This is a genomic window from Amycolatopsis sp. NPDC039088 (genome assembly GCF_055598845.1).
Genome location: NZ_JBVKAE010000072.1, coordinates 1 through 18889 on the forward strand (window position 1 = coordinate 1; position 18889 = coordinate 18889).

General features: G+C 68.3%; 17 protein-coding genes. 6 read left to right on the top strand and 11 right to left on the bottom strand.

Annotated elements, in window-relative coordinates; translation table 11 throughout:
* Window positions 1-102: 102 nt before the first annotated feature.
* Both pcp and ACZ7KI_RS42500 read right to left on the bottom strand, forming a co-directional pair.
* Window positions 103-738 carry a pyroglutamyl-peptidase I gene (gene pcp / locus ACZ7KI_RS42495; RefSeq protein WP_470278669.1) on the bottom strand — a complete coding sequence of 212 codons (636 nt, stop codon included), beginning with the start codon at window positions 736-738 and terminating at the stop codon, window positions 103-105.
* Between the two features lie 204 nt (window positions 739-942).
* Window positions 943-2358 (bottom strand): M1 family metallopeptidase, encoded by a 1416-nt coding sequence (locus ACZ7KI_RS42500; protein ID WP_470278670.1) that lies wholly within the window; start codon window positions 2356-2358, stop codon window positions 943-945.
* 197 nt (window positions 2359-2555) lie between these two features.
* On the opposite strand from ACZ7KI_RS42500, the gene ACZ7KI_RS42505 reads away from it, so the two are divergent.
* Window positions 2556-5741: an AfsR/SARP family transcriptional regulator gene (locus tag ACZ7KI_RS42505; protein WP_470278671.1), complete on the top strand. Its 3186-nt coding sequence runs from the start codon at window positions 2556-2558 to the stop codon at window positions 5739-5741.
* An 80-nt stretch (window positions 5742-5821) separates the two neighbouring features.
* Here the strand turns inward: ACZ7KI_RS42505 and ACZ7KI_RS42510 are convergent, their stop codons facing one another.
* Window positions 5822-6622, bottom strand: a complete 801-nt coding sequence (locus tag ACZ7KI_RS42510; protein ID WP_470278672.1) for an ABC transporter permease — start codon at window positions 6620-6622, stop codon at window positions 5822-5824.
* On the bottom strand, window positions 6619-7596 hold the full coding sequence (locus ACZ7KI_RS42515; protein ID WP_470278673.1) for an ATP-binding cassette domain-containing protein: 978 nt from the start codon (window positions 7594-7596) through the stop codon (window positions 6619-6621). The genes ACZ7KI_RS42510 and ACZ7KI_RS42515 overlap by 4 nt, the downstream gene beginning before the upstream one ends.
* 125 nt (window positions 7597-7721) lie before the next feature.
* Here ACZ7KI_RS42515 and ACZ7KI_RS42520 point away from each other — a divergent pair, with 125 nt between their 5' ends.
* Window positions 7722-8750 carry an endonuclease/exonuclease/phosphatase family protein gene (locus ACZ7KI_RS42520; RefSeq protein ID WP_470278674.1) on the top strand — a complete coding sequence of 343 codons (1029 nt, stop codon included), beginning with the start codon at window positions 7722-7724 and terminating at the stop codon, window positions 8748-8750.
* Here the strand turns inward: ACZ7KI_RS42520 and ACZ7KI_RS42525 are convergent.
* From ACZ7KI_RS42525 to ACZ7KI_RS42535, 3 genes are all read right to left on the bottom strand, one after another.
* Window positions 8726-9559 (bottom strand): SIR2 family NAD-dependent protein deacylase, encoded by an 834-nt coding sequence (locus tag ACZ7KI_RS42525; protein ID WP_470278675.1) that lies wholly within the window; start codon window positions 9557-9559, stop codon window positions 8726-8728. The genes ACZ7KI_RS42520 and ACZ7KI_RS42525 overlap by 25 nt on opposite strands.
* Entirely contained in the window at window positions 9552-9860 is a 309-nt protein-coding gene (locus ACZ7KI_RS42530; protein ID WP_005165349.1) for an antibiotic biosynthesis monooxygenase family protein, read from the bottom strand. Before ACZ7KI_RS42530 ends, ACZ7KI_RS42525 begins: the two co-directional genes overlap by 8 nt.
* A gap of 74 nt (window positions 9861-9934) precedes the next feature.
* Window positions 9935-11377 (bottom strand): M1 family metallopeptidase, encoded by a 1443-nt coding sequence (locus tag ACZ7KI_RS42535; RefSeq protein ID WP_470278676.1) that lies wholly within the window; start codon window positions 11375-11377, stop codon window positions 9935-9937.
* Here ACZ7KI_RS42535 and ACZ7KI_RS42540 point away from each other — a divergent pair.
* On the top strand, window positions 11376-12158 hold the full coding sequence (locus ACZ7KI_RS42540) for an alpha/beta fold hydrolase (RefSeq protein WP_470278677.1): 783 nt from the start codon (window positions 11376-11378) through the stop codon (window positions 12156-12158). The genes ACZ7KI_RS42535 and ACZ7KI_RS42540 overlap by 2 nt on opposite strands.
* 6 nt (window positions 12159-12164) lie before the next feature.
* Here the strand turns inward: ACZ7KI_RS42540 and ACZ7KI_RS42545 are convergent, their stop codons facing one another.
* The 3 genes from ACZ7KI_RS42545 to ACZ7KI_RS42555 all read right to left on the bottom strand — a co-directional run bounded on the left by ACZ7KI_RS42545 (window position 12165) and on the right by ACZ7KI_RS42555 (window position 14030).
* Window positions 12165-12605, bottom strand: coding sequence for a thioredoxin family protein (locus ACZ7KI_RS42545; RefSeq protein ID WP_470278678.1), 441 nt, complete (start codon window positions 12603-12605; stop codon window positions 12165-12167).
* 28 nt (window positions 12606-12633) lie between these two features.
* Window positions 12634-12984, bottom strand: a complete 351-nt coding sequence (locus ACZ7KI_RS42550) for a rhodanese-like domain-containing protein (RefSeq protein WP_470278679.1) — start codon at window positions 12982-12984, stop codon at window positions 12634-12636.
* 92 nt (window positions 12985-13076) lie between these two features.
* Window positions 13077-14030, bottom strand: coding sequence for a LysR family transcriptional regulator (locus ACZ7KI_RS42555; RefSeq protein ID WP_470278680.1), 954 nt, complete (start codon window positions 14028-14030; stop codon window positions 13077-13079).
* Between the two features lie 168 nt (window positions 14031-14198).
* On the opposite strand from ACZ7KI_RS42555, the gene ACZ7KI_RS42560 reads away from it, so the two are divergent.
* From ACZ7KI_RS42560 to ACZ7KI_RS42570, 3 genes are read left to right on the top strand one after another with little or no spacing between them, the layout of a single operon-like run.
* Window positions 14199-14885 carry a tRNA-dependent cyclodipeptide synthase gene (locus tag ACZ7KI_RS42560; RefSeq protein ID WP_470278681.1) on the top strand — a complete coding sequence of 229 codons (687 nt, stop codon included), beginning with the start codon at window positions 14199-14201 and terminating at the stop codon, window positions 14883-14885.
* 2 nt (window positions 14886-14887) lie between these two features.
* The gene (locus tag ACZ7KI_RS42565) at window positions 14888-16201 is read left to right on the top strand and encodes a purine-cytosine permease family protein (protein ID WP_470278682.1); all 1314 of its coding nucleotides are present in this window, start codon (window positions 14888-14890) and stop codon (window positions 16199-16201) included.
* Window positions 16198-17175: a LysR family transcriptional regulator gene (locus ACZ7KI_RS42570; protein ID WP_470278683.1), complete on the top strand. Its 978-nt coding sequence runs from the start codon at window positions 16198-16200 to the stop codon at window positions 17173-17175. Before ACZ7KI_RS42565 ends, ACZ7KI_RS42570 begins: the two co-directional genes overlap by 4 nt.
* Window positions 17176-17216: 41 nt before the next feature.
* On the opposite strand, the gene ACZ7KI_RS42575 is transcribed toward ACZ7KI_RS42570, so the two are convergent.
* Complete coding sequence (locus ACZ7KI_RS42575) at window positions 17217-18659, bottom strand: M1 family metallopeptidase (RefSeq protein ID WP_470278684.1); 1443 nt, start codon at window positions 18657-18659, stop codon at window positions 17217-17219.
* Between the last annotated feature and the right edge of the window lie 230 nt (window positions 18660-18889).

Genomic DNA, 18889 nt, shown 5'->3' on the forward strand with positions numbered 1-18889 from the left:
CCCAAGCACCGAAACCCCCCCCTTCTTCCCCCGTCATTCGTTGTCTCCTCGCGTGAAAAAAAACCCCCCCCCCCACGACCAGCGCGCCGAAATACGCGGCGTTCAGTGCAGTGTGCCCGCCGGTGTCGAGAGATCCTCGGTGACCGAGAGCGCGGTGTCCACGATGATCCCCAGCGCCTCCGCCGCGCGATGCACGGCAAGGCTCGGCGCCGTCGTCCGCGCGGCTTGTTCCGGCGTATAGGGGACGTGCACGAAGCCGCCTCGCACGCCGGGGAAGTCGTTGTCCAGCAAGTGCATCAGCCCGTAGAAGACCTGGTTGCACACGTACGTCCCCGCGGTGTGCGAGACCGACGCGGGAAGACCCGCGTTCTTGATCCCCGCGACGCACGCCTTCACCGGCAGGGTCGTGAAGTACGCGTTGGGCCCGCCGGGGATCACCGGGACGTCGACGGGTTGGGAGCCCGCGTTGTCCGGGATCCGCGCGTCGATCAGGTTGATCGCGACGCGTTCCGGGGTGACGTCGGGGCGGCCGCCCGCCTGGCCGACGCAGATCACCAGTTCCGGCCGGTATTCGTCGATCGCGTCGCGCAAGGTGGTCAGCGAACGCGAGAACACGCACGGCAGCTCGACGGCCACGGTGTCGCGCCGTCGGCCGGTGAGCAGGGAAACCGCCTGCCAAGACGGGTTCACCCGCTCACCGCCGAACGGTTCGAAGCCGGTGAGGAGCACTGACGTCATGCCGCTCACCCTAACGTGTGACGGTCGTCAGGCAGTGTCGCTCAAAGCGCGCTTTCGGTTTTCCGCAGCCGGGCCGAGGCACTGGTTGTTCGACTCACTCAACCGTGTCAGCGGCCCGCCTCCGCAAAACCGAGGCCTCCGGCCGAAGAGAACGCGCGCGCGTGTCCTCGCCCAGGCGGCCGACGTCGGTCTGGGTGACACGCGTCAGGCAGCGGGCTTGAGGTCCCCGGGGTAGAGGAACTCGGGCGCCGGTTTGGTGTTGCCGTAGAACCACGCGTCGAAGAAACCCTGGAGGTTCTTGTGCGCGACGCGCTCGGCGAACTTCTGGAACTCCGGCAGGCTGGCGTTGCCGTCCCGGTGCAGGGCAGGCCACGTTTTCAGGATGCGGTCGAACGGGGCCGCGCCGATGTAGTTCTTCAGCGCGTGCAGCGCCACCGGGCCCTTCGAGTAGACGTACGTGAACTCGTTGCCTGGCCCCATGTCGTACAGTTTCCCGGCCCAGAACCGGTCCGACGCCTTCTGCACGGCGGACAGGTAACGCGCCTTGAGATCCTGGCCCGACTTCGCCTCGGACCACATCCACTCCGCGTACGAGGCGAAGCATTCGTTGAGGCAGACGTCCTTCCACTTGTCGACGGCGACCGAGTCGCCCCACCACTGGTGGGCGTTCTCGTGCACGATCGTCGGGATGTTGCCCGCCGCGCCCGAGTAGATCGGCCTGCTCAGCGTCTCCAGCGAGAACCCGATCGGCTCGGCGAGGAAGATGCCGCCCGCGGCGTCCACCGGGTACCGGCCGAACTTCGACGACAGGAAGTCGATGATCTCCGGCAGCCGCGCCTCGGCCTGCTTGGTCGCGGCGGGTGTGCCCGGGGCGTAGGCGTTGACGACCGGGGTGCCGTCGGACAGCTTCGTCCGCTCGAACTCCCATTTGTCGACCGCGACCGTCGTCATGTACGGGACGGCCGGGGTCTCTTCGGCCCAGACGTAAGTGGTGTTCTTCCCCGAAGCGAACTGCCCGCGCTCGCGGCCGTTCGAGATGACACCCCATTCCGAGGGCACGGTGACCGTGAGGTGGAAGGTCGCCTTGTCGCGCGGGGTGTCGTTGACCGGGTACCAGGTCGTCGCGGACTTCGGCTCGCCCGCGACGAACGCGCCGCCGGATTTCGCGTACTGCCAGCCGTTCGGGCCCAGCGACGGATCTTCGATCGCCTGCGGGACGCCGTGGTAGGCGATCTCGGCGGTGAACCGCTCGCGGTCGCGCAGCGGACGCGCCGGGGTGATCACCAGCTCGTGGTCACCGGTCCGCGTGAAGGTCGCCGTCCGCCCGTTGACCTTGACCGAGTCGACGGTCAGCCCGTGCAGGTCGAGGTTGAACGAGCTGAGCGCCTGTGTCGCCCGGCCGGTGATCGTCTGCAGGCCGGTGAGCTGCTTGGTCGCCGGTTCGTAGCCGATCTTCAGGTTGTAGTCGCCGACGTCGTAGCCGCCGTTGCCGTCCTGCGGGTAGTAGCTGTCGCCCGCGCCGTCGGCGCCGGGTTTCCCGGTGTCGGCGAGGGCGGTGCCACCGCCGAGGGCACTCGCGGCCAGAACGGCGGCGATGACGGCCGCACTCCGGTACCTCATTCACGCTCCCAGTCGATCGGCTGTCGTTTGGTCCCGAACCTAGTCCCGTGACCTCGGCCGGCCGCCCGGAAAGCTCCTTGGTGCCCGGATAATCCCCACTTCCGTCGCTTGAGCAGAGTCCGGAAACCCCGACAACGCGCTTTGAGATACACAGCCTAGCGGGCTAACTGGTTGCGGGTTCTGGAAAGCTGGGGGCCGTGCGTGTGACGCTGCTGGGCCCGGTCGGAGCGGAGGCCGGAGACGGCACCCCGGTCGACATCGGCGGTGTCCGCCTCCGCATGCTCTTGGCCAGGCTCGCGCTGGACCCCGGCCGCGGTGTCCCGGCGACGGCGCTCATCGACGGTCTCTGGGGCGCGGAACCGCCGTCCGACGCGGCGAACGCACTGCAATCCCTGGTCTCGCGGTTGCGCAAGGTACTGCGTGCCGACGGCGTCACCCTCGATTCGGGTCCTGGCGGCTACCGGCTGGACATCACCCGCGAAGACGTCGACGTCTTCCGTTTCGAACGGTTGGCGGCGGAGGGCCGGGCGGAGCTGGCGGCGGGCCGGGACGCCGGCGCGGCCGCGATCCTCGCCGAGGCACTCGGCCTCTGGCGCGGTGAGGCGCTGGCCGATGTGCTCGAAGCCCCCTTCGCGCAGGCACCGGCGACGCGTCTGGAGGATCTGCGTCTCGAAGCCGCCGAAGATCGCTTCGAGGCGGAGATCCGGATCGGCGGGCACGATCGGGTCCTCGCGGATCTCAAGGAGGCCGCCGCGCGGAATCCGCTGCGCGAACGCCTTGCCGGGCTGTGGATCCGGGCGCTGTGCGCGGCGGACCGGCAGTCCGACGCCCTCGCCGTCTACGAAGAGGTCCGGACGGCACTGGCCGACGAATTGGGCGTCGACCCCTCGGCCGAACTCCGCCAGCTCCACCTCGCCGCGCTGCGCGGGGAACTCGGCCCGCCGCCCGCGGCCGCCGACCATCTCCCGGTGCGGTTGACCAGCTTCGTCGGCCGCGACGACGAGCTGAAGCTGGTCGCCGAACTCCTCGCCGGTGCACGGCTGGTGACACTGGTCGGGCCAGGCGGCGCCGGGAAGACCCGGTTGGCCACCGAGGTCGCGACACGGCATCCGGCGCACGCGCGCGGGCGCGTCTGGTTCGTCCCGCTCGCCGGTGTCCGCGACCCCGGCGACCTGCCCGGCGCGGTCTTCGCGGCGCTGGAACTGTGGGACCTCGGTCTCTCGCACGGCGGTGACCCGATGCGGCGCCCGGTGGACGCGCTGGCCCGCGTCGTGGAGACGCTCGGCGCCGGTGAGTCGGTGCTGGTGCTGGACAACTGCGAGCATCTGGTCGAGGCGGCCGCGGAACTGGTGAACACCCTGCTGCGCCGCGTGCCGACCCTGCGGGTCCTCGCGACAAGCCGTGAGGCGCTGGCCATCGACGGCGAGACGCTGTGCCCGCTCGGTCCGCTGGCGGTACCGGAGGGGAAGCCGACCGTTCCACAGGCGGCCGAGGCGGGCGCGATCCGGTTGTTCGTCGACAGGGCGGTGGCGGTGCGCCCGGATTTCGTCCTCGACGAGTCCACTGTGGACGACGTCGCACAGATCTGCCGACGGCTCGACGGGATGCCGCTGGCACTGGAACTGGCGGCCGCGCGGCTGCGTTCGATGACGGTCGCGCAGATCTCGCAGCGGCTCGACGACCGGTTCCGCCTGCTGACCTCGGGCAGCCGGACGGCGTTGCCTAGGCAGCGCACGCTGCGCGCCGTCGTCGAGTGGAGCTGGGACCTGCTCGACGACGCCGAACGCGTCCTCGCCAGACGGCTGTCGGTGTTCGGCGCCGGTGCGGAGGTCGAAGCGGTCGAAGCCGTCTGCTCCGGTGATGACCTGCCGTCCGAAGACGTCCTGTACGTACTCGGTTCGCTCGTCGAGAAGTCCATTGTGGACGCGGTGGCGGGTGACCATGGCGAGCCCCGTTATCGCATGTTGGAGACCATCCGGGCCTACGCGGCGGAACGTCTCGACGAGGCCGAGGAGCGACAGCGACTGACGAAGGCGTATCACCGCTACTACGCCGATCTCACCGAGCGGCTGGAGCCGTTGCTGCGGACGAGGGACCAGCTCACCGCCATCTCGCGGTACGACGCCGAGCACGGCAATATCGTGACCGCGCTGCGCCAGGCGATCGACGCCGACGACGTCGACATGACGACCCGCCTGTTCAGCGGCATCTTCTGGTACTGGCTGATCAAAGGCGACAGTAACCGGGCCGAGGCGTTCGTCGCCGAGGTGCTCGCCTTCGGTGACAGGCTGGCCGAGGATTTCGCCGCCGCGTTCCGGGCGATCCGCGCGATGATGGCGATGGCACCTGGGGTCGGCGACCCGGTGGAGGGGCTCGAGCTCATCGACCACTGTGTGCGGACGAAGGCGTACGAACGGTTCGCCGGGCTGGCCCTCGGCCTGCCGATGCTCGCGTTCTTCTGCAAGGAAAGGGAACTCGCCCTTCGCGAGGTGGCGCGGGCGCTGTCGAGCCCGGATCCGTGGGTTCGTGCCGCCGCGTCGTGGGCGCAGAGTTTCATCCTCGCCGACCAAGGTGACACCGAGGGTTCGAACCAGGCGAGGGACCGGGCCTTCGACGGATTCTCGGCCGTGGGCGACCGCTGGGGGACCGCGATGGCGGTCGGGATGAAGGCGTCCGACATCTCGATGTCCGGTGACCACGAAGGCGCGCTTTCGCTGTACCGGCAAGGGCTCGCCCTCGCCCTCGAACTGGGTTCGCAGGACGACGTGATCCAGCAGCGCTGGCGGCTCGCGACCGAGTACGCGCGGTCAGGTGACCTCGACACGGCGATGCGCGAGATCCGCGAGGCGGAGCGGTACGCCGCCGACACGGGCAACGACCAGCTCGCGGTGATGGTGCTGGTGGGCAAGGTCGATCTGTTGAGCCGCGCCGGCCGGCTCGCGGAGGCGCGCGAGGCCGCCGCCCGGTTCCGGGAGTCGATGGCCAAGGTGCCGCTGCCGGGTATGTTCGCCGACGAGTTCGGCGGGTACATCGACACGGAAGTCGCGCTGGCCGCCGGAGATCTGGCGGGGGCCGAGCGCGCTGCCGCGATCGTCGTGAAGTCCACCGTGGGGCGGGCCGACATGCCCGATCTCGGGCGGATCGTCGAGGTCCTCGGCCTGATCCGGTTCCGGCAGGGCCGTGCTGACGTCGCCGTCCGGCTGCTCGGCACGGCAAAGCTCCTTCGCGGCAGGCTCGACCTCGGCGAGCCCGCCATCCGGAAGTTGATCGACGATCTCCGCGAGCATTTCGGCGAGGAGCGCTACGAAACCCTGCTCGTCCAGGATGCCGGACGGTCCCGGGATGAGTTGCTCTCCTGGCTCAGTGCCGAAGTAAGCGCGTGAAAGCCCCCTTCCCTCGGTCATGGTCTTGAGTGACCAGCCGAGGGAAGGGGGCCTTCACGCGCGTTCCCCCTGACCCCGAGTCAGACGCGCTTGCGGTAAGCCCAGGTGGCCAGCGGGAAGAAGACCGCGATCGCGGCCGCCATCCAGATCAGCGAACCGGTCAGCGGACCGGCGATCGCGCCACCGTTCATCAACCCCCGCAGTACGTCGGACATCTGCGTCACCGGGCTGATGTCGGCCCACGCCTTCAGCCAGCCGGGCATGGTGCCGGTCGGCACGAAGACGTTGCTGCCGAAGGTCAGCGGCATCAGGACCACGAACATCAGGCCCTGCACCGCGCCGGGGCTCTTCACCAGCATTCCGACGAACACCGACGCCCAGCAGAACGACAGCGCGAACGCGATGGCCAGTACGACGGCGAGCACGAACTCCGCCGGGCCGGTCTGGATCCGGTAACCCATGATCGTCGCGACGATCATCAGCACGGTGATGCACACCAGGTACCGCACGATATCGGCCAGTACGGCGCCGACCAGCGGCGCGGAGCGGGAGATCGGCATCGCGCGGAACCGGTCGAACACGCCCTTGGTGACGTCGGTGTTGAGCTGGACGCCGACGGTCATGCTGGCCTGCAGGATGTTGAACACCATGATGCCGGGCACGATCATCTGCAGGTAGTCCCCGGTGCTGCCCATGATCGCGCCACCGAAGAGGTAGACGAACATGACCAGGAAGATGATCGGCGCGATGGTGACGTCGGCCAGCTGCTCCGGATTCTTCCGGATCTTGAGGATGCCGCGCCAGGCAAGGGAAAGCCCGTGCTGAACGCCGCTGGAAAGTGGAACGCGCCGTGGTGGTGCGGGCGCGGCGATGGTCGTCATACCAGGCTCCCTTCCGGAGTCGTGTCCTTTGTGGACTCGTCGGTTTTCTTGCCGGTCAGCGCGAGGAACACCTCGTCGAGACTGGGCAGCCGCAGCGCCAGCTCGTCCGCGGTGATCCCGGCTTCGTCCAGCTTGCGGACCAGGGTGGACAGCAGGACCGGGTCGGCGACGGGCGCGGTGAGCAGCCCGGTGTCGTCGTCCCGGTTCGGCCGGGTCCCGGTGAGCCCGGCCAGGATGCGCTCGACGGCGTCGAGATCGCCGAGCGCGGTCGGCCGGACCTGCAGCGTCTGACCGCCGGTCCGCCGCTTGAGCTCGTCGGCCCGCCCGTTCGCCACGACCTGGCCGTGGTCGAACACGGTGATCGTGTCGGCCAGCTGGTCGGCCTCCTCCAGGTACTGCGTGGTGAGCAGCACCGTCGTCCCGTCGGCGACCAGCGTCCGGACCACGGCCCAGACCTCGTTGCGGGCATGCGGGTCGAGACCGGTGGTCGGTTCGTCCAGGTAGAGCACCTTGGGACGGCCGACCAGGCTCGCGGCGAGGTCGAGCCGCCGCCGCATGCCGCCCGAGTAGGTCTTGATCGCGCGTCCGGCGGCGTCGGTCAGTTCGAACCGCTCCAGCAGGTCGGCCGCACGCTTCTTCGCGTCCGCCCTCGAGAACTCGAGCAGCCTGCCGATCAGGACGAGGTTCTCCGTACCGGAAAGGTCCTCATCGACCGACGCGTACTGCCCGGTCAGCCCGATCATGCTCCGGACCGCCATCGGGTTCTTGACGACGTCGTACCCGAACACGCTCGCGTGGCCGCGGTCCGGCCGGATCAAGGTGGCCAGGATCCGGACGGCGGTCGTCTTCCCCGCGCCGTTCGGCCCCAGCACCCCGACCACCTTGCCCGCCGGGACCTCCAGATCGACCCCGTCGAGTGCTTTCGTCTCCCCATAGTGCTTGACCAGGCCCTCGGCCCTGATCGCGTGCGACATGTTTCCTCCTGTGGATCTCGCCCCGCGGACAAAGGTGCCCTCCCTCGCTGGCAGACGGCGCACAGCGCGCTGGCAGCGCCTGATAAGCGCTGGTAGGCGCGGTGTGAGGAGGTTGTGAAGGTGTTGTGGAGACCGCCGCCACGCCGTCTCCGATCGGCATACTCGACGGCATGGTGATCGAAGAACGGGCGCCCGCGGTTGCCCCCCGGACGCGTCGTGGCACTCGCGGGACGCTGGTCAGCGGGCTGCTCATCGGAGCGGTCGTGCCGTTCGCGGTGCTGACGGGGTTGCGGCTCGTCGGCTACGACGGCAACACGTACACGATCGCGGCGCTCGCGCTGACGCCGTACGCGGGGATCGCGACGCTGGTGCTCGCCGTCCTCGCCCTCGGGCTGCGCCGCTGGTGGACAGGGGCCGTCGCGCTGGTGCTGACCTTCACGATCGCCGCGCTGGTGCTGCCGAGGGCGTTCGCGAACGAGCAGAAGGCGCTCGGTGGCAAACACGTCCGCGTGCTGGCGTCGAACATGCTCGGGGGACAGGCCGATCCGGGCAAGATCGTCGGCTACGTGAAGGAACACCAGGTCGACGTCCTGAGCCTGACCGAGATGACGCCCGAGGCGGTCACGGCGCTGGAGCGGGCCGGACTGTTCGAGCTCCTGCCGTTCCACGTGCTGCACCCGGCGGAATGGGCGTCCGGCTCGGGGCTGGTGTCGAAATACCCGCTCACACCGCTGAAGCTGACCGGCGCTTCGAACTTCAAGCAGCCGAGCGCGAGTATCGACCTCGGCGACGGCGTCCGGATCGAGGTCGTCGCGGTCCACCCGGCCGCGCCGATGTGGGACAGGCACGCGTGGGTCGACGAAGCCAAGGACCTGCCCTACGCCGACGCCGAGCACGACATCCGGATCCTGGCAGGCGACTTCAACGCCAGCCTCGACCACGCACTCTTCCGTGAGCTGCTGACCAGGGGATACGTGGACGCGGCCGATCAGACGGGGAAGGCGCTGACGGGGACTTGGACGAACGGGATGGTCCCGCCGGTGCCGATCGACCACGTGCTGGCGGACAAACGGGCGGCCATCGCGGACTTCAAGGTGCTGGAGACGCCGGGCAGCGACCACGACGCCGTCTACGCCGAGGTCGTCTTGCCCTGAGTGAGCAGCGCGTCCAGCGCTTCGAGGGTTTCGAGGCCGTTGCTCGCCAGTGAGACGCCCCGGCCGTGCCGGACCTGCGGCTCACGCGGGTTGATCCGGATGAGTGCACCGGTCGCGGCGCTGGCCAGTTCCGAATAACGCCGCACCGTCGGCACGGCCTGCCCGGCGCCGAGTTCCACCACCACGAGGTCGCGATGCGCGCGCCGCCACGCGGTCAGCTCGTCGAGCTGGGCCTGGCTGCGCTGTTCGAGCCACTCGTAATCGCCGAACATGAGGATGTTGGGCCGCGCGAGGCCGCCACAACGCGGGCACGACGGCAGCGGCTTCAGCGCGCGCATCGTGTCCTCGTCGATCGGGACCTCGACGTCGTCCGCCCGCCAGATGTCGGTGGTGCACCGGCCGAGGCATTGCAGGTGGTGGATGGACCCGTGTGCCTCGGCCACGTACGCGTAGCCCGCCTTCTGGAACTGACCGTCCACATTGGACGTGTACGCGTGTACGCCGCCGGGTTTCCGCGCGCCCCAGGACAGCAGGAGCCGGAACCCCGCGTGCGGGACGGTGGCGCGGTAAAGCGCGAGCCGGTGCCCGTAGAAACCCCAGGCCAGCTCGGGATCTTCGGCGAAATGCCGCGGGTCGGCCAGTTCGACGAAGCTGATGCCCAACCGTTCGTACGGCGGATACGCCTTCCAGAAACCTTCGTCACCCCGGAAATCGGGCAGGCCGGAGTCGACGCCCATCCCGGCGCCGGCACAGACGAGCAGCGCGCCGGCGCCGTCGATCAGTTCCGCGGCTCGTTCGAGCTCACTCACCCGGCTTCGAAGCCTGGACGACCTCGAATTCCAGCAGGTTCGCCCCGCTGGAGACCGGCTTCGCGCGCTCACCCGCGTGCGCCTCGCGCGCCGGGCCGGACGCCCACGCCTGGTACGCCTCTTCGGACTCCCACTTGGTGTAGACGAAGTAGCGGCTCTCGCCGGAGACCGGGCGGAGCAGCTCGAAGCCGAGGAAGCCGGGCTGGTTGTCGACGGCGTGCAGCCGCGCGGCGAACCGCTTCTCCAGCTCGGGGCCTGCGCCTTCGGGGACCTCGATCGCGTTGATCTTCACGACTGCCATGCCGCCAGCCTACGACGAAACTCTTTCGCGCCGCGATGTGATGCGTGCCTACCCGCATTTAGAGGACTAAATGCCTAGCCGCGAAGGGTGCCGGGCAGTAGTTCGGCGTCCGGAGGGATCGCCGTGCTGTGGAACCAGGCGTCGAAGAACGGCCGCAGGTTCTCTGCCGAAAGCTTGATCGTGAACGCCTCGAAATCCGCCCAGGACGCGTTGGCGTTCCGGTACGCCGCCGGCCACTCCTTCAGCAGCCGCGCGAAAGCCCCTTCGCCGATCTTCCGCCGCAGCGCGTGGATGGCCAGGATCCCCTTGTCGTACACGCCGTGGAATTCCTGGCCGGTCCCCATGTCGACCAGCTTCGACGACCAGAATTCCGGGCTGCCCCGCATGATCTCGAGCGCGGCGCGGTAGCGGTCGTCGAGGTTCTCGTTGTCCCGCGCTTCCTGCCACAGCCATTGCGCGTACGAGGCGAAGCATTCGTTGAGGCAGATGTCGGACCACGAATTCAGCGTCACCGAATCGCCGAACCACTGGTGTGCGGTTTCGTGCACCACGGTGATCAGGTCGGCCCATTTCGCGTAGGTCGGCCTGGTCTGGGTCTCCAGCGAGAAGTGGATGTCCTCGTCGAGGTAGATCCCGCCCGCCGCGTCGACCGGGTACGGCCCGAATTTCGACGTCAGGAACCCGATGATCTCCGGCAGCCGCCTGCCGGTGTCGCGCCGGTCCTCCGCGCCCGGCGCGTACGCGTTGACCAGCGGCGTACCGTCGGGGAGCGACATCCGGTCGACGGTGAACTTGTCGATGGCCACCGTGGTCAGGTAGGCCGCCACGGGCGTGCGTTCCTGCCAGGACGTCGTCGACCAGCCGTTGGCCGCGGTCTTCTGGATCTCGCGTCCGTTCGAGATGACCGTCCAGCCGTCCGGCACCCGGGCGGTGAGGTTGAACATCGCCTTGTCGCGCGGGGTTTCGTTGACGGGATACCAGAACGACGCCGAATGCGGCTCGCCGACGATGAACGCGCCACCGTCCTTCGACTTCTGCCAGCCGTTTTCGCTGCCGCCCGCCTTCGGCGTCGCCGACGGGTCGCCACCGTAGACGACCTTCGTGTGGAAAGTGGTCCCGTTCCGGATCGGCTCGGCGGGCGTCACCACCAGCTCGAATTCGCCTTCACGGGCGAACTTCGCCGGTTTTCCCTCCACTTCAACGGATTGCACCGTCAAGCCGCGTAAGTCCAAGTTGTACCGATTGAGGTCTTGGGTCGCTTTCGCGGTCACCGTGGTGTCGCCGTCGAGACGCCCTTTCGCGGGGTCGTAAGTGATCCCGACCTGGTATTCGACGGCGTCGTAACCGCCGTTTCCGTCCATCGGGTAATACGGGTCGCCCGCGCCGGAAGCACCGGGCACCGGGTTCATCGGCGGCGGCGGAGGGGGCGCGGCGGGGGGATCATCGACGCTGCAACCGATAATCAGGGCGCTGACGACCCCCAGGACCAGACCGGCGGCGGGGACACGGCTGCGCATGGAGGGGAGCTTAGTGGTGATTCAGCGCGACGGGTTGGTCACTTTCGGCGGTGACGGGCCGCCGATCGTCCTCCTGCACGGGTTGATGGGCAGGGCGACGACGTGGTGGCGGGTCGCGCGAAGGCTCGAATCGTACGGGCGTGTCCACGGTCTCGACGCGCGCGGGCACGGCCGCGGCCCGCGAGGCGGACCATGGCGCACCGAGCGGTTCGCCGACGACGTCGCCGCGGTGCTGCGGACCTTCGACGAGCCCGCGGTCTTGATCGGACATTCGATGGGCGGCCTGCACGCTTGGGTCACCGCGGCCATCCATCCCGACCTCGTCCGCGCCGTGGTCTGCGAGGACTTCGCGCCGGACCAGCGCGGGCGGACCGTGGACGACTGGCGTGGCTACTTCGAATCGTGGCCGGTCCCGTTCCGCTCATTGGCGCACGTGCGCGAGTTCTTCGGCGAAACCGGCGACTACTTCATCGAATGCGTCGAAGAACGCGAGGACGGCTATCACCTGATCGCGTCGCTTCCGGATCTGTACGAGATCGCCGCGGAATGGGGACGGCGCGATTTCTGGGAGTACGTCGAGCGCGTCAAGTGCCCCCTGCTCGCCATCGAAGGCGAGCGGACGGCGATGCCGCACGGTCAGCAGGCCGAACTGGCCGCGCGGGTGCCCGGCGGCCTCGGACGGCACATCGTCGTCCAAGGCGCCGGGCATGTGGTGCACGACGAAGCGCCGGAGACCTATCTCGGTGCCGTCGAAGCGTTCCTCTCCGACGTCATCGGGTAGCCCTGGTCAGCCCTTCGCCAGCTGGGCGTCGATCCACGCGCGCAACCGCGCCTCGCCCGGGTAGCCGATGTTCCGCGAGTTGGGCAGTTCGGCGGCGTTGCGGACGCCGACCAGCGTCGGGAGGTAGCGGATGTTGTACCGGCGGGACAGGTCACGGCTCTGGTCGACGTCGACCTCGCCGAGCAGGAACCGGCCGCCGTATTCGGCGGCGAGCCGTTCGATCACCGGCTTCATCTGACGGCATGGCGGGCACCAGGTCGCGCCGAAGTCCATGATGACCAGCTTCTGCCGCGAGATGTCCATGACCTGGGTGTAGTTGGCCGAAGTCACCGTGACCACGTTCTCGGCCGTCGGCGACGGTGCGGCGGAAGCCGCGCCGGAACCGAAGCCGGTGACGAGCGCGAGCACACCGGCCAGCACGCAGACGAACCGTTTGCACTTGGACAAGACGTTCTCCTTCGATGCGGGAATCCACTCAGGACGAAGAACTGGTCGGCAATCCTCCCGCCACCCAGTCTTCGATGCCTTCGCGGTATTTGCGGACGTTCGTGTACCCGAGCTCCAGCAGCCGCCGTCCGACGAATTCACTGTTGCGGCAGGGCGTGTTCGCGCAATAGACGACGATCTCGGCCGCCTTGTCCGGTAGCACCCTCGGCGCCAGCCGGTCGGTGAACTCGGCGGCCAGTTCGTACGGGAATCCCGGAATATTGCGGGATTCGGGAATGTGCTCCTTTTCGAAATAGGCGACCGGCATGGTGTCGACGACGACCACCGTTCCGGCCTCCATCCGGGAGCGCAGTTCCGCACGAGTGATCAACGGCAGCATGGTGCCCCTTCTTTCCACGACCGTGCTTGACGATTCCCATCGTCGGCCGTTTCCCGAAGGACGTTCTAGTGCCGCCTCGGCATGCCGGTGGGTTATCCGACGGCCAGCCTGCCGTGTCGGCGCAGCCAGGTCCGGTACGGCGCCGTCCGCTCGGCCAGTCGCCAATATCCCGCGGTCGCCTCGGTGGCGAGTTCACCGACGGCGGACGCGCACGGCCCGTCTTCGCGCCACGCGAGTACGTGTCGCACGCACATCGGCGCGCCGGACAGCGGGCGGATGACCAGGCCGTCGGTCTGCGGCCGGGTCGGCTGGACCAGCCCGACGCCGTATCCGCCGCCGACCAGGTCTTCCCGCGCGGTGTCGAAGTCGACGTCGTGGGCGATCCGGGGGTCGAAACCGTGCGCGAGACACATTTCGCGGAACACGACCCGGCAGCCGTCGCCGCCGTTCGACACGATCCAGTCCTCCCCGGCCAGTTCGGCGAGCTCGATCTCCTCCTCGCCGGCGAGCGGATGCCCGGCGGGAAGCGCGACGAACGACGGTTCCCTGGCCAAGGTCATGGTCCGCACTTCCGGCGGCACCGGCAGGCCGCGCCCACCGCAGATCATGATCAGCGCGAGGTCGATGCCGCGGTTCGCGACCTGGGCGAGCAGCCGGGTGCGCGAAGTGTCCGCACGCGTGCGGAACGGTTCGCCCGGCCGCAGGTCACGCAGCCCGCCCAGCAGCGAACCCGTGATGGCGCTGTCGTTCCAGCCGATTCTGAGCGGCTCGCCCAGTTCGGGTTCCTGGCGGTGGAAGTCGTGCTCCAGTTCGTCGAAGGTCAGCACGATCGCCCTGGCCCGCCGCAGGATCAGGGCGCCGAGTTCAGTGGGCCGCACCCCGTGCTGGTCGCGGTGGAACAGCGGACCGCCGACCATCCGCTCGATCCGGCGCAACTGATGGCTGAGCGCGGGCTGTCCGAGCCCCAGGCAGGCCGCGGCTCGGTTGAGGCTTCCGGAGGAAGCGATCTCACAGATCACGCGAAGATGCCGAACCTGAATCTCCATGACTTCGTATACCGCGTTTCCCCGCGCCCCGGCACCTCCGAAAGTCGAGATCCGTAATTTCCTATAACCCGATGACAACATTTTCTGGCAATACCCGGGTCAGCGGTCCATGGCTACGTTCGGTCGACGCCTCAACTCCGGCACATATCCCGCGAATCAGGAGCCGTCTTGCTGCGACCACTGCCGCTCACCGAGCATTGCGCCGATCCGCTGTCGCGAGCCGAGCACGTGTGCATCGGCATCAGCCCCTTCAACAGCTATTTCACGGTGGAACGTATCGCCGATCTGGCCCGCTGGGCCATTTCCGGCTTTCGCGGTTTCCATTTCTTCGTCCCGGACGGGCCGTCGGCGTTCACGCTCGAAGCGCTCGGCTACGACCCGGTCCGCGCCGCGCGGAAGGCGCAGCGGCAGGGCAACTACACGCGCAACAAGATCGTCCGCGCGCTGCAGCAGGTGTATCCGTCGGACCCGCGCGTCCGGATCCTCGACGCCGCCGTGCTCGAAACCGATCCCGCCTACTTGAACCTGCTTTCCGAAGCGCACCAACGCTTCGCGGCCGACGCGGAGTTCGCCGAGCACTGTCTCGGCGCGACGGGCTGGGTACTGGACCGGCGGCTGCCCGAAGGCGAACATCCCACCCGTGACCAGCTGCGCAGCGCTGTCCGGTACTTCCTGGCCGAGTTGCCGATGTTCGTCGGCACGGTGGCCGTGGCAGGTGTCGGGAGCTCGGTGTTCGCCTACCACCAGCGGGTCGCCTTCCTCGAGCGGCTCTACCGCGGCGAACTGTCGTGGCGGCCACTTCCCGGGCAGGGCTTCGTCGTCCTCGAGAACGCCGTCCCGGAACGAGCGGAGTGACCATGGAACACGACGATTTCTCCCTGCGCCGAGTCCCCGCCGACCGCCGTTATTCCTGGGTTTCCGTGGCGCTGCAACGGTTCGGGCAGGTGTCCTCGTTCCACCAGTTCCTGCTCGGCGCGGTACTCGGCTTCGGCATGACGTTCTGGGACGCGGTACTGGCCATCACGATCGGTTCGGTCCTGCTGGAGATCATCACCATCCTGATGGGCATCGCCGGCACCCGGGAAGGGCTCTCCACTTCGGTACTCGCGCGCTGGACCGGCTTCGGCACCGGCGGATCCTCGCTGGTCGGGCTGCTCATGACGCTGAGCCTGGCAGGCTGGTTCGGGGTGCAGAACGACGTGTTCGCCCACGGCCTCCACGCCTTGATGGGCGGCCCGCCGGTGTGGGTCTGGGCGCTGGCGGGCGGTGCGCTGGTCACCGCGATCGTCGTGTTCGGCTTCCACGCGATGGCCTGGACGGCGTATCTGACGGTACCCGCTTTCCTCGCGCTGGCCGGATATTCGATCATCACCGCGCTCGACGACCATTCGCTGCCCGCGCTGATGTCCGCGCCGCCGCCGGGACCGGCGATGTCGCTGGCGCAGGGCACCACGCTGGTGTCCGGCGCGTTCATCATGGGCGCGATCATGACGCCGGACATGACCCGGTTCAACCGGACGGCGTCCGACGTGGTGAAGCAGACCCTGGTCAGCATCACCCTCGGGCAGTACCTGATCGGGCTGATCGGGGTACTGCTCGCGCACGCGGCGAAAAGCGCCGACGTGGTCGGGATCATCACCTCGTCGTCCGGGGTGCTCGGCACGCTGATCCTGATCACCGCGATCCTGAAGATCAACGACTGGAACCTGTATTCGTCCTCGCTCGGGCTGGTGAACACCGTGCAGGTGCTGCTGTCCCGGCGGTTGGACCGCACCACCGCCACCCTGTTGCTGGGCGGTCTCGGCACGGTGCTCTCCGCGATCGGCATCCTCGATCACTTCACCACCTTCCTGACCTGGGTCGGCGTGCTCACGCCACCGGTGGCGGGGGTGGTGATCGCCGAGTACTACGTGGTCCGGCGCTGGAAACCGGAGCTGGTGGCGACGCGGGCGTCGGGCGAGTTGCCGTCGTCTTGCCCGGCTTGGGTTCCTTCCGCGTTGATCTGCTGGGTGGCGGGTGCCGCGGTGGGCGCCTGGCTGCCGTGGGGAATTCCCACCGTGAACTCCGTTTTCGGCGCTTTTCTCCTGTATATTCTTCTCGGCAGACGGACCACGGCCGCATCGGTTCCCGTGGCGATGACTTCTTCCGACGGGCCCAAAACCCGTACGTGACAAAGGAGTTCGACGTCGTACAGCTGGATGTTCATCACCTGCGGGTGATTCGGGCGATCGCGGACACGGGCAGCCTTTCCCGTGCCGCGATCGCTCTCGGCGTCACGCAACCCGCCGTGTCCACCCAGCTCAAGCGGCTGGAGCACATGCTGGGCTACCAGTTGTTCGAGCGGCGCGAAGGTGGCGTGACGCCGACGCCGATGGGCGAGTTGCTGCTGCGCCGGACGGCCGCTTTGCTGCCACAGCTGGACAAACTGCTCGAGGACATCGAGCAGCGCGTCTGCCCCAGCGGCCCGCCCGACGTCGTCCGGGTGGCGGCGGTGGCCAGCGCGCTGGTGGCGCATCTGCCGTCACTGGTGACGAGGTTGTGGCCGGAGGTCTCCGAGGTGCAGGTCGTGCACGACGACCATCCCGAGCGGCTGCTGCCCCTGCTTGCGCAGCGGCGCGCGGAATTGGGACTGGTCAAGGAATACCCAGGGTACGAGCTGGAAATCCCGGCGAACGTGGCGACCGCCGTGGTGGTTACCGAGCCGACCTTCGTCCTGCTGCCGGAGGGTCATCCGTTGGCATGCGAGGAAGTCGTCGATCTGGGTGCGTTGCGGGACGAGCAGTGGGTGATGGTGTCGGATTCGTCGGCGACCACGTTCAACAAGTATTTCGCCGACACCTGCGCGCGGCACGGCTTCAGCCCGTCGGTCACCCACCAGGTGACTTCGCAGCAGGTGGCGTTGTTGGTGGTCCGGGCGGGCGCGATCGGCCTGTCGCAGCCGACCTGCGATCCGCGCAATTTCGGGATCGTCACCCGGCCATTGCGCGGGGATGTGTTGCCACGCAGGCATATTCTCGCCTGGAATCGCGAGACTTTCGTGGCGGGGCGGCGGGCGGAGCTACTGTCCGCCGTGGTCGAAACGTATTGGGCCGAGGCGAAAACGGCACCGGTTTACGCCGCACACCTGGAAAAGACTCGTGAGTGATTCTGGTCGTTCTAACGACCCGAATCACTCACGAGGTCTTGTCACTTCCCGGGGTAGAGGAGCTCGTCCGGTGGCCGCACCGTGCCGTCGAGCCACGCATGGTTGAACTCGCTGAGGTCCCGCTGAGTCATCGCGGAGACGTAGAGCTCGAAGTCGTGCCAGTTCTGGTTGCCCTGCGGGTTGATCACCGGGAAACCGGCCACGATCTGGAAGAACGCGTCGTCACCGATGAGACGGCGCAGCGCGTGCACCATCAGCACGGCCTTGGTGGTGGGCGCGAATTCGGTCCCCTTGCCCGGGTCGGTGAGCTTGGGCGCCCAGAATGCCGCGTCATCGCTCACCTTGGCGACCAGATCGCGGTACCGCCGGTCCAGGTCGACGCCGTTCTTGGCCTCGTCCCACAACCAGACCGCGTACCGTGCGATGGACTCGGGCATCAGCGCGTCGCGCCACATCTTGCCGCTCACCCCGGCGCCCCACCATTGGTACGCGGTGGCGTACACGAGATCGGCGACGGTCGCCGTGCGTCCGTACACCGGCCGGGTCTGCGCGCCGTGCGTGTAGCCGAGAGAGCGGTCCAGGAACAGTCCGCCCGCCGCGGATTGCGGGTAGTCGCCGAACTTCCCGGTGAGGAATTCCAGCACCTCGGGCAGCCGTCCGCCGATCTTCCGGTTGTCGACGGCGCACGGATGGTAGGCGTTGATCGCCGTCCGGCCGCCGGGAAGCGTGATCCTCTCGACCTCCCAGCGGCCGATGCCGAGCATCGCCGTGTTCGGGGCGAGGGCGGTGTCCTCCGCCCAGGTGACGGTGTGCCGCCCGTAGCCCGCCGGCCGGTCGGAGACCTGAAAACCGTTGCCTGTCACGGAGAATTCGTCCAGGACGGTGACGGAGACCCGCAAGGTCGCTTTGTCGACCTCGGTACCGTTGACGGGGAACCAGGTCATCGCCGAATGCGGCTGACCGGTGGCCACGGCGGAATCACCGGACGTGGCCAGCCAGCCGACCCGGCCACGCGCCGTGCCGATCGGCTCCGGCCGCCCGTCGTACCCGACCACCACGGTGAACCGCGTGCCTTCGGCCACCGGGTTGCGAGGCGTGATCACCAGCTCGTGTTCACCCTCCCGCCGGAATGCGGCGGCCACGCCGTCAACGGTGACCGAGCGTACGGTGAGGCCGCGTAGGTCGAGGTTGAACCGGCTCAGGTCTTGCGTGGCCGTCGCGGTGATCGTCGCCTTGCCGCTCAACAGCATCGAGTACGGCGCGTAGTCCAACGCGAGCGAGTAGCCGGAGACGTCGTAACCGCCGTTGCCGTCCTTCGGGTAGTAGGGATCGGCGCCCAGGACGGTGCCGTCGGGCGAGACGTGCACGTACCCGTCGCTGCCGGGTGACGGCTGAGCTGCCGCCGAGGTCTGGCAGGTGCCGATCATCGTGGTGGCGAGCAACGCGGTGCACAGTGGCTCCTGCCACCGAATCCGCACGGTCATGAACGAGCCTTCTCTCTACGGGGGAGGGTGCCCGGCCATCGTGCGGTCGCCCGCGTCGGTCGCGGCACTGCCAGCCGGCCATGCCGTGGGGTTATCCAGGGGACGAGGGAGGGGGCAAGGGGCATGGTCGGTCAAGTTGGTCGTGAGTGGCGATTCGGGTTATTGAGGGGTAAGTCAAACGTGTCGTGTCGCGGGCTGTGGTCGCTGCTGCCTACGCGTTTCCCTGGTGG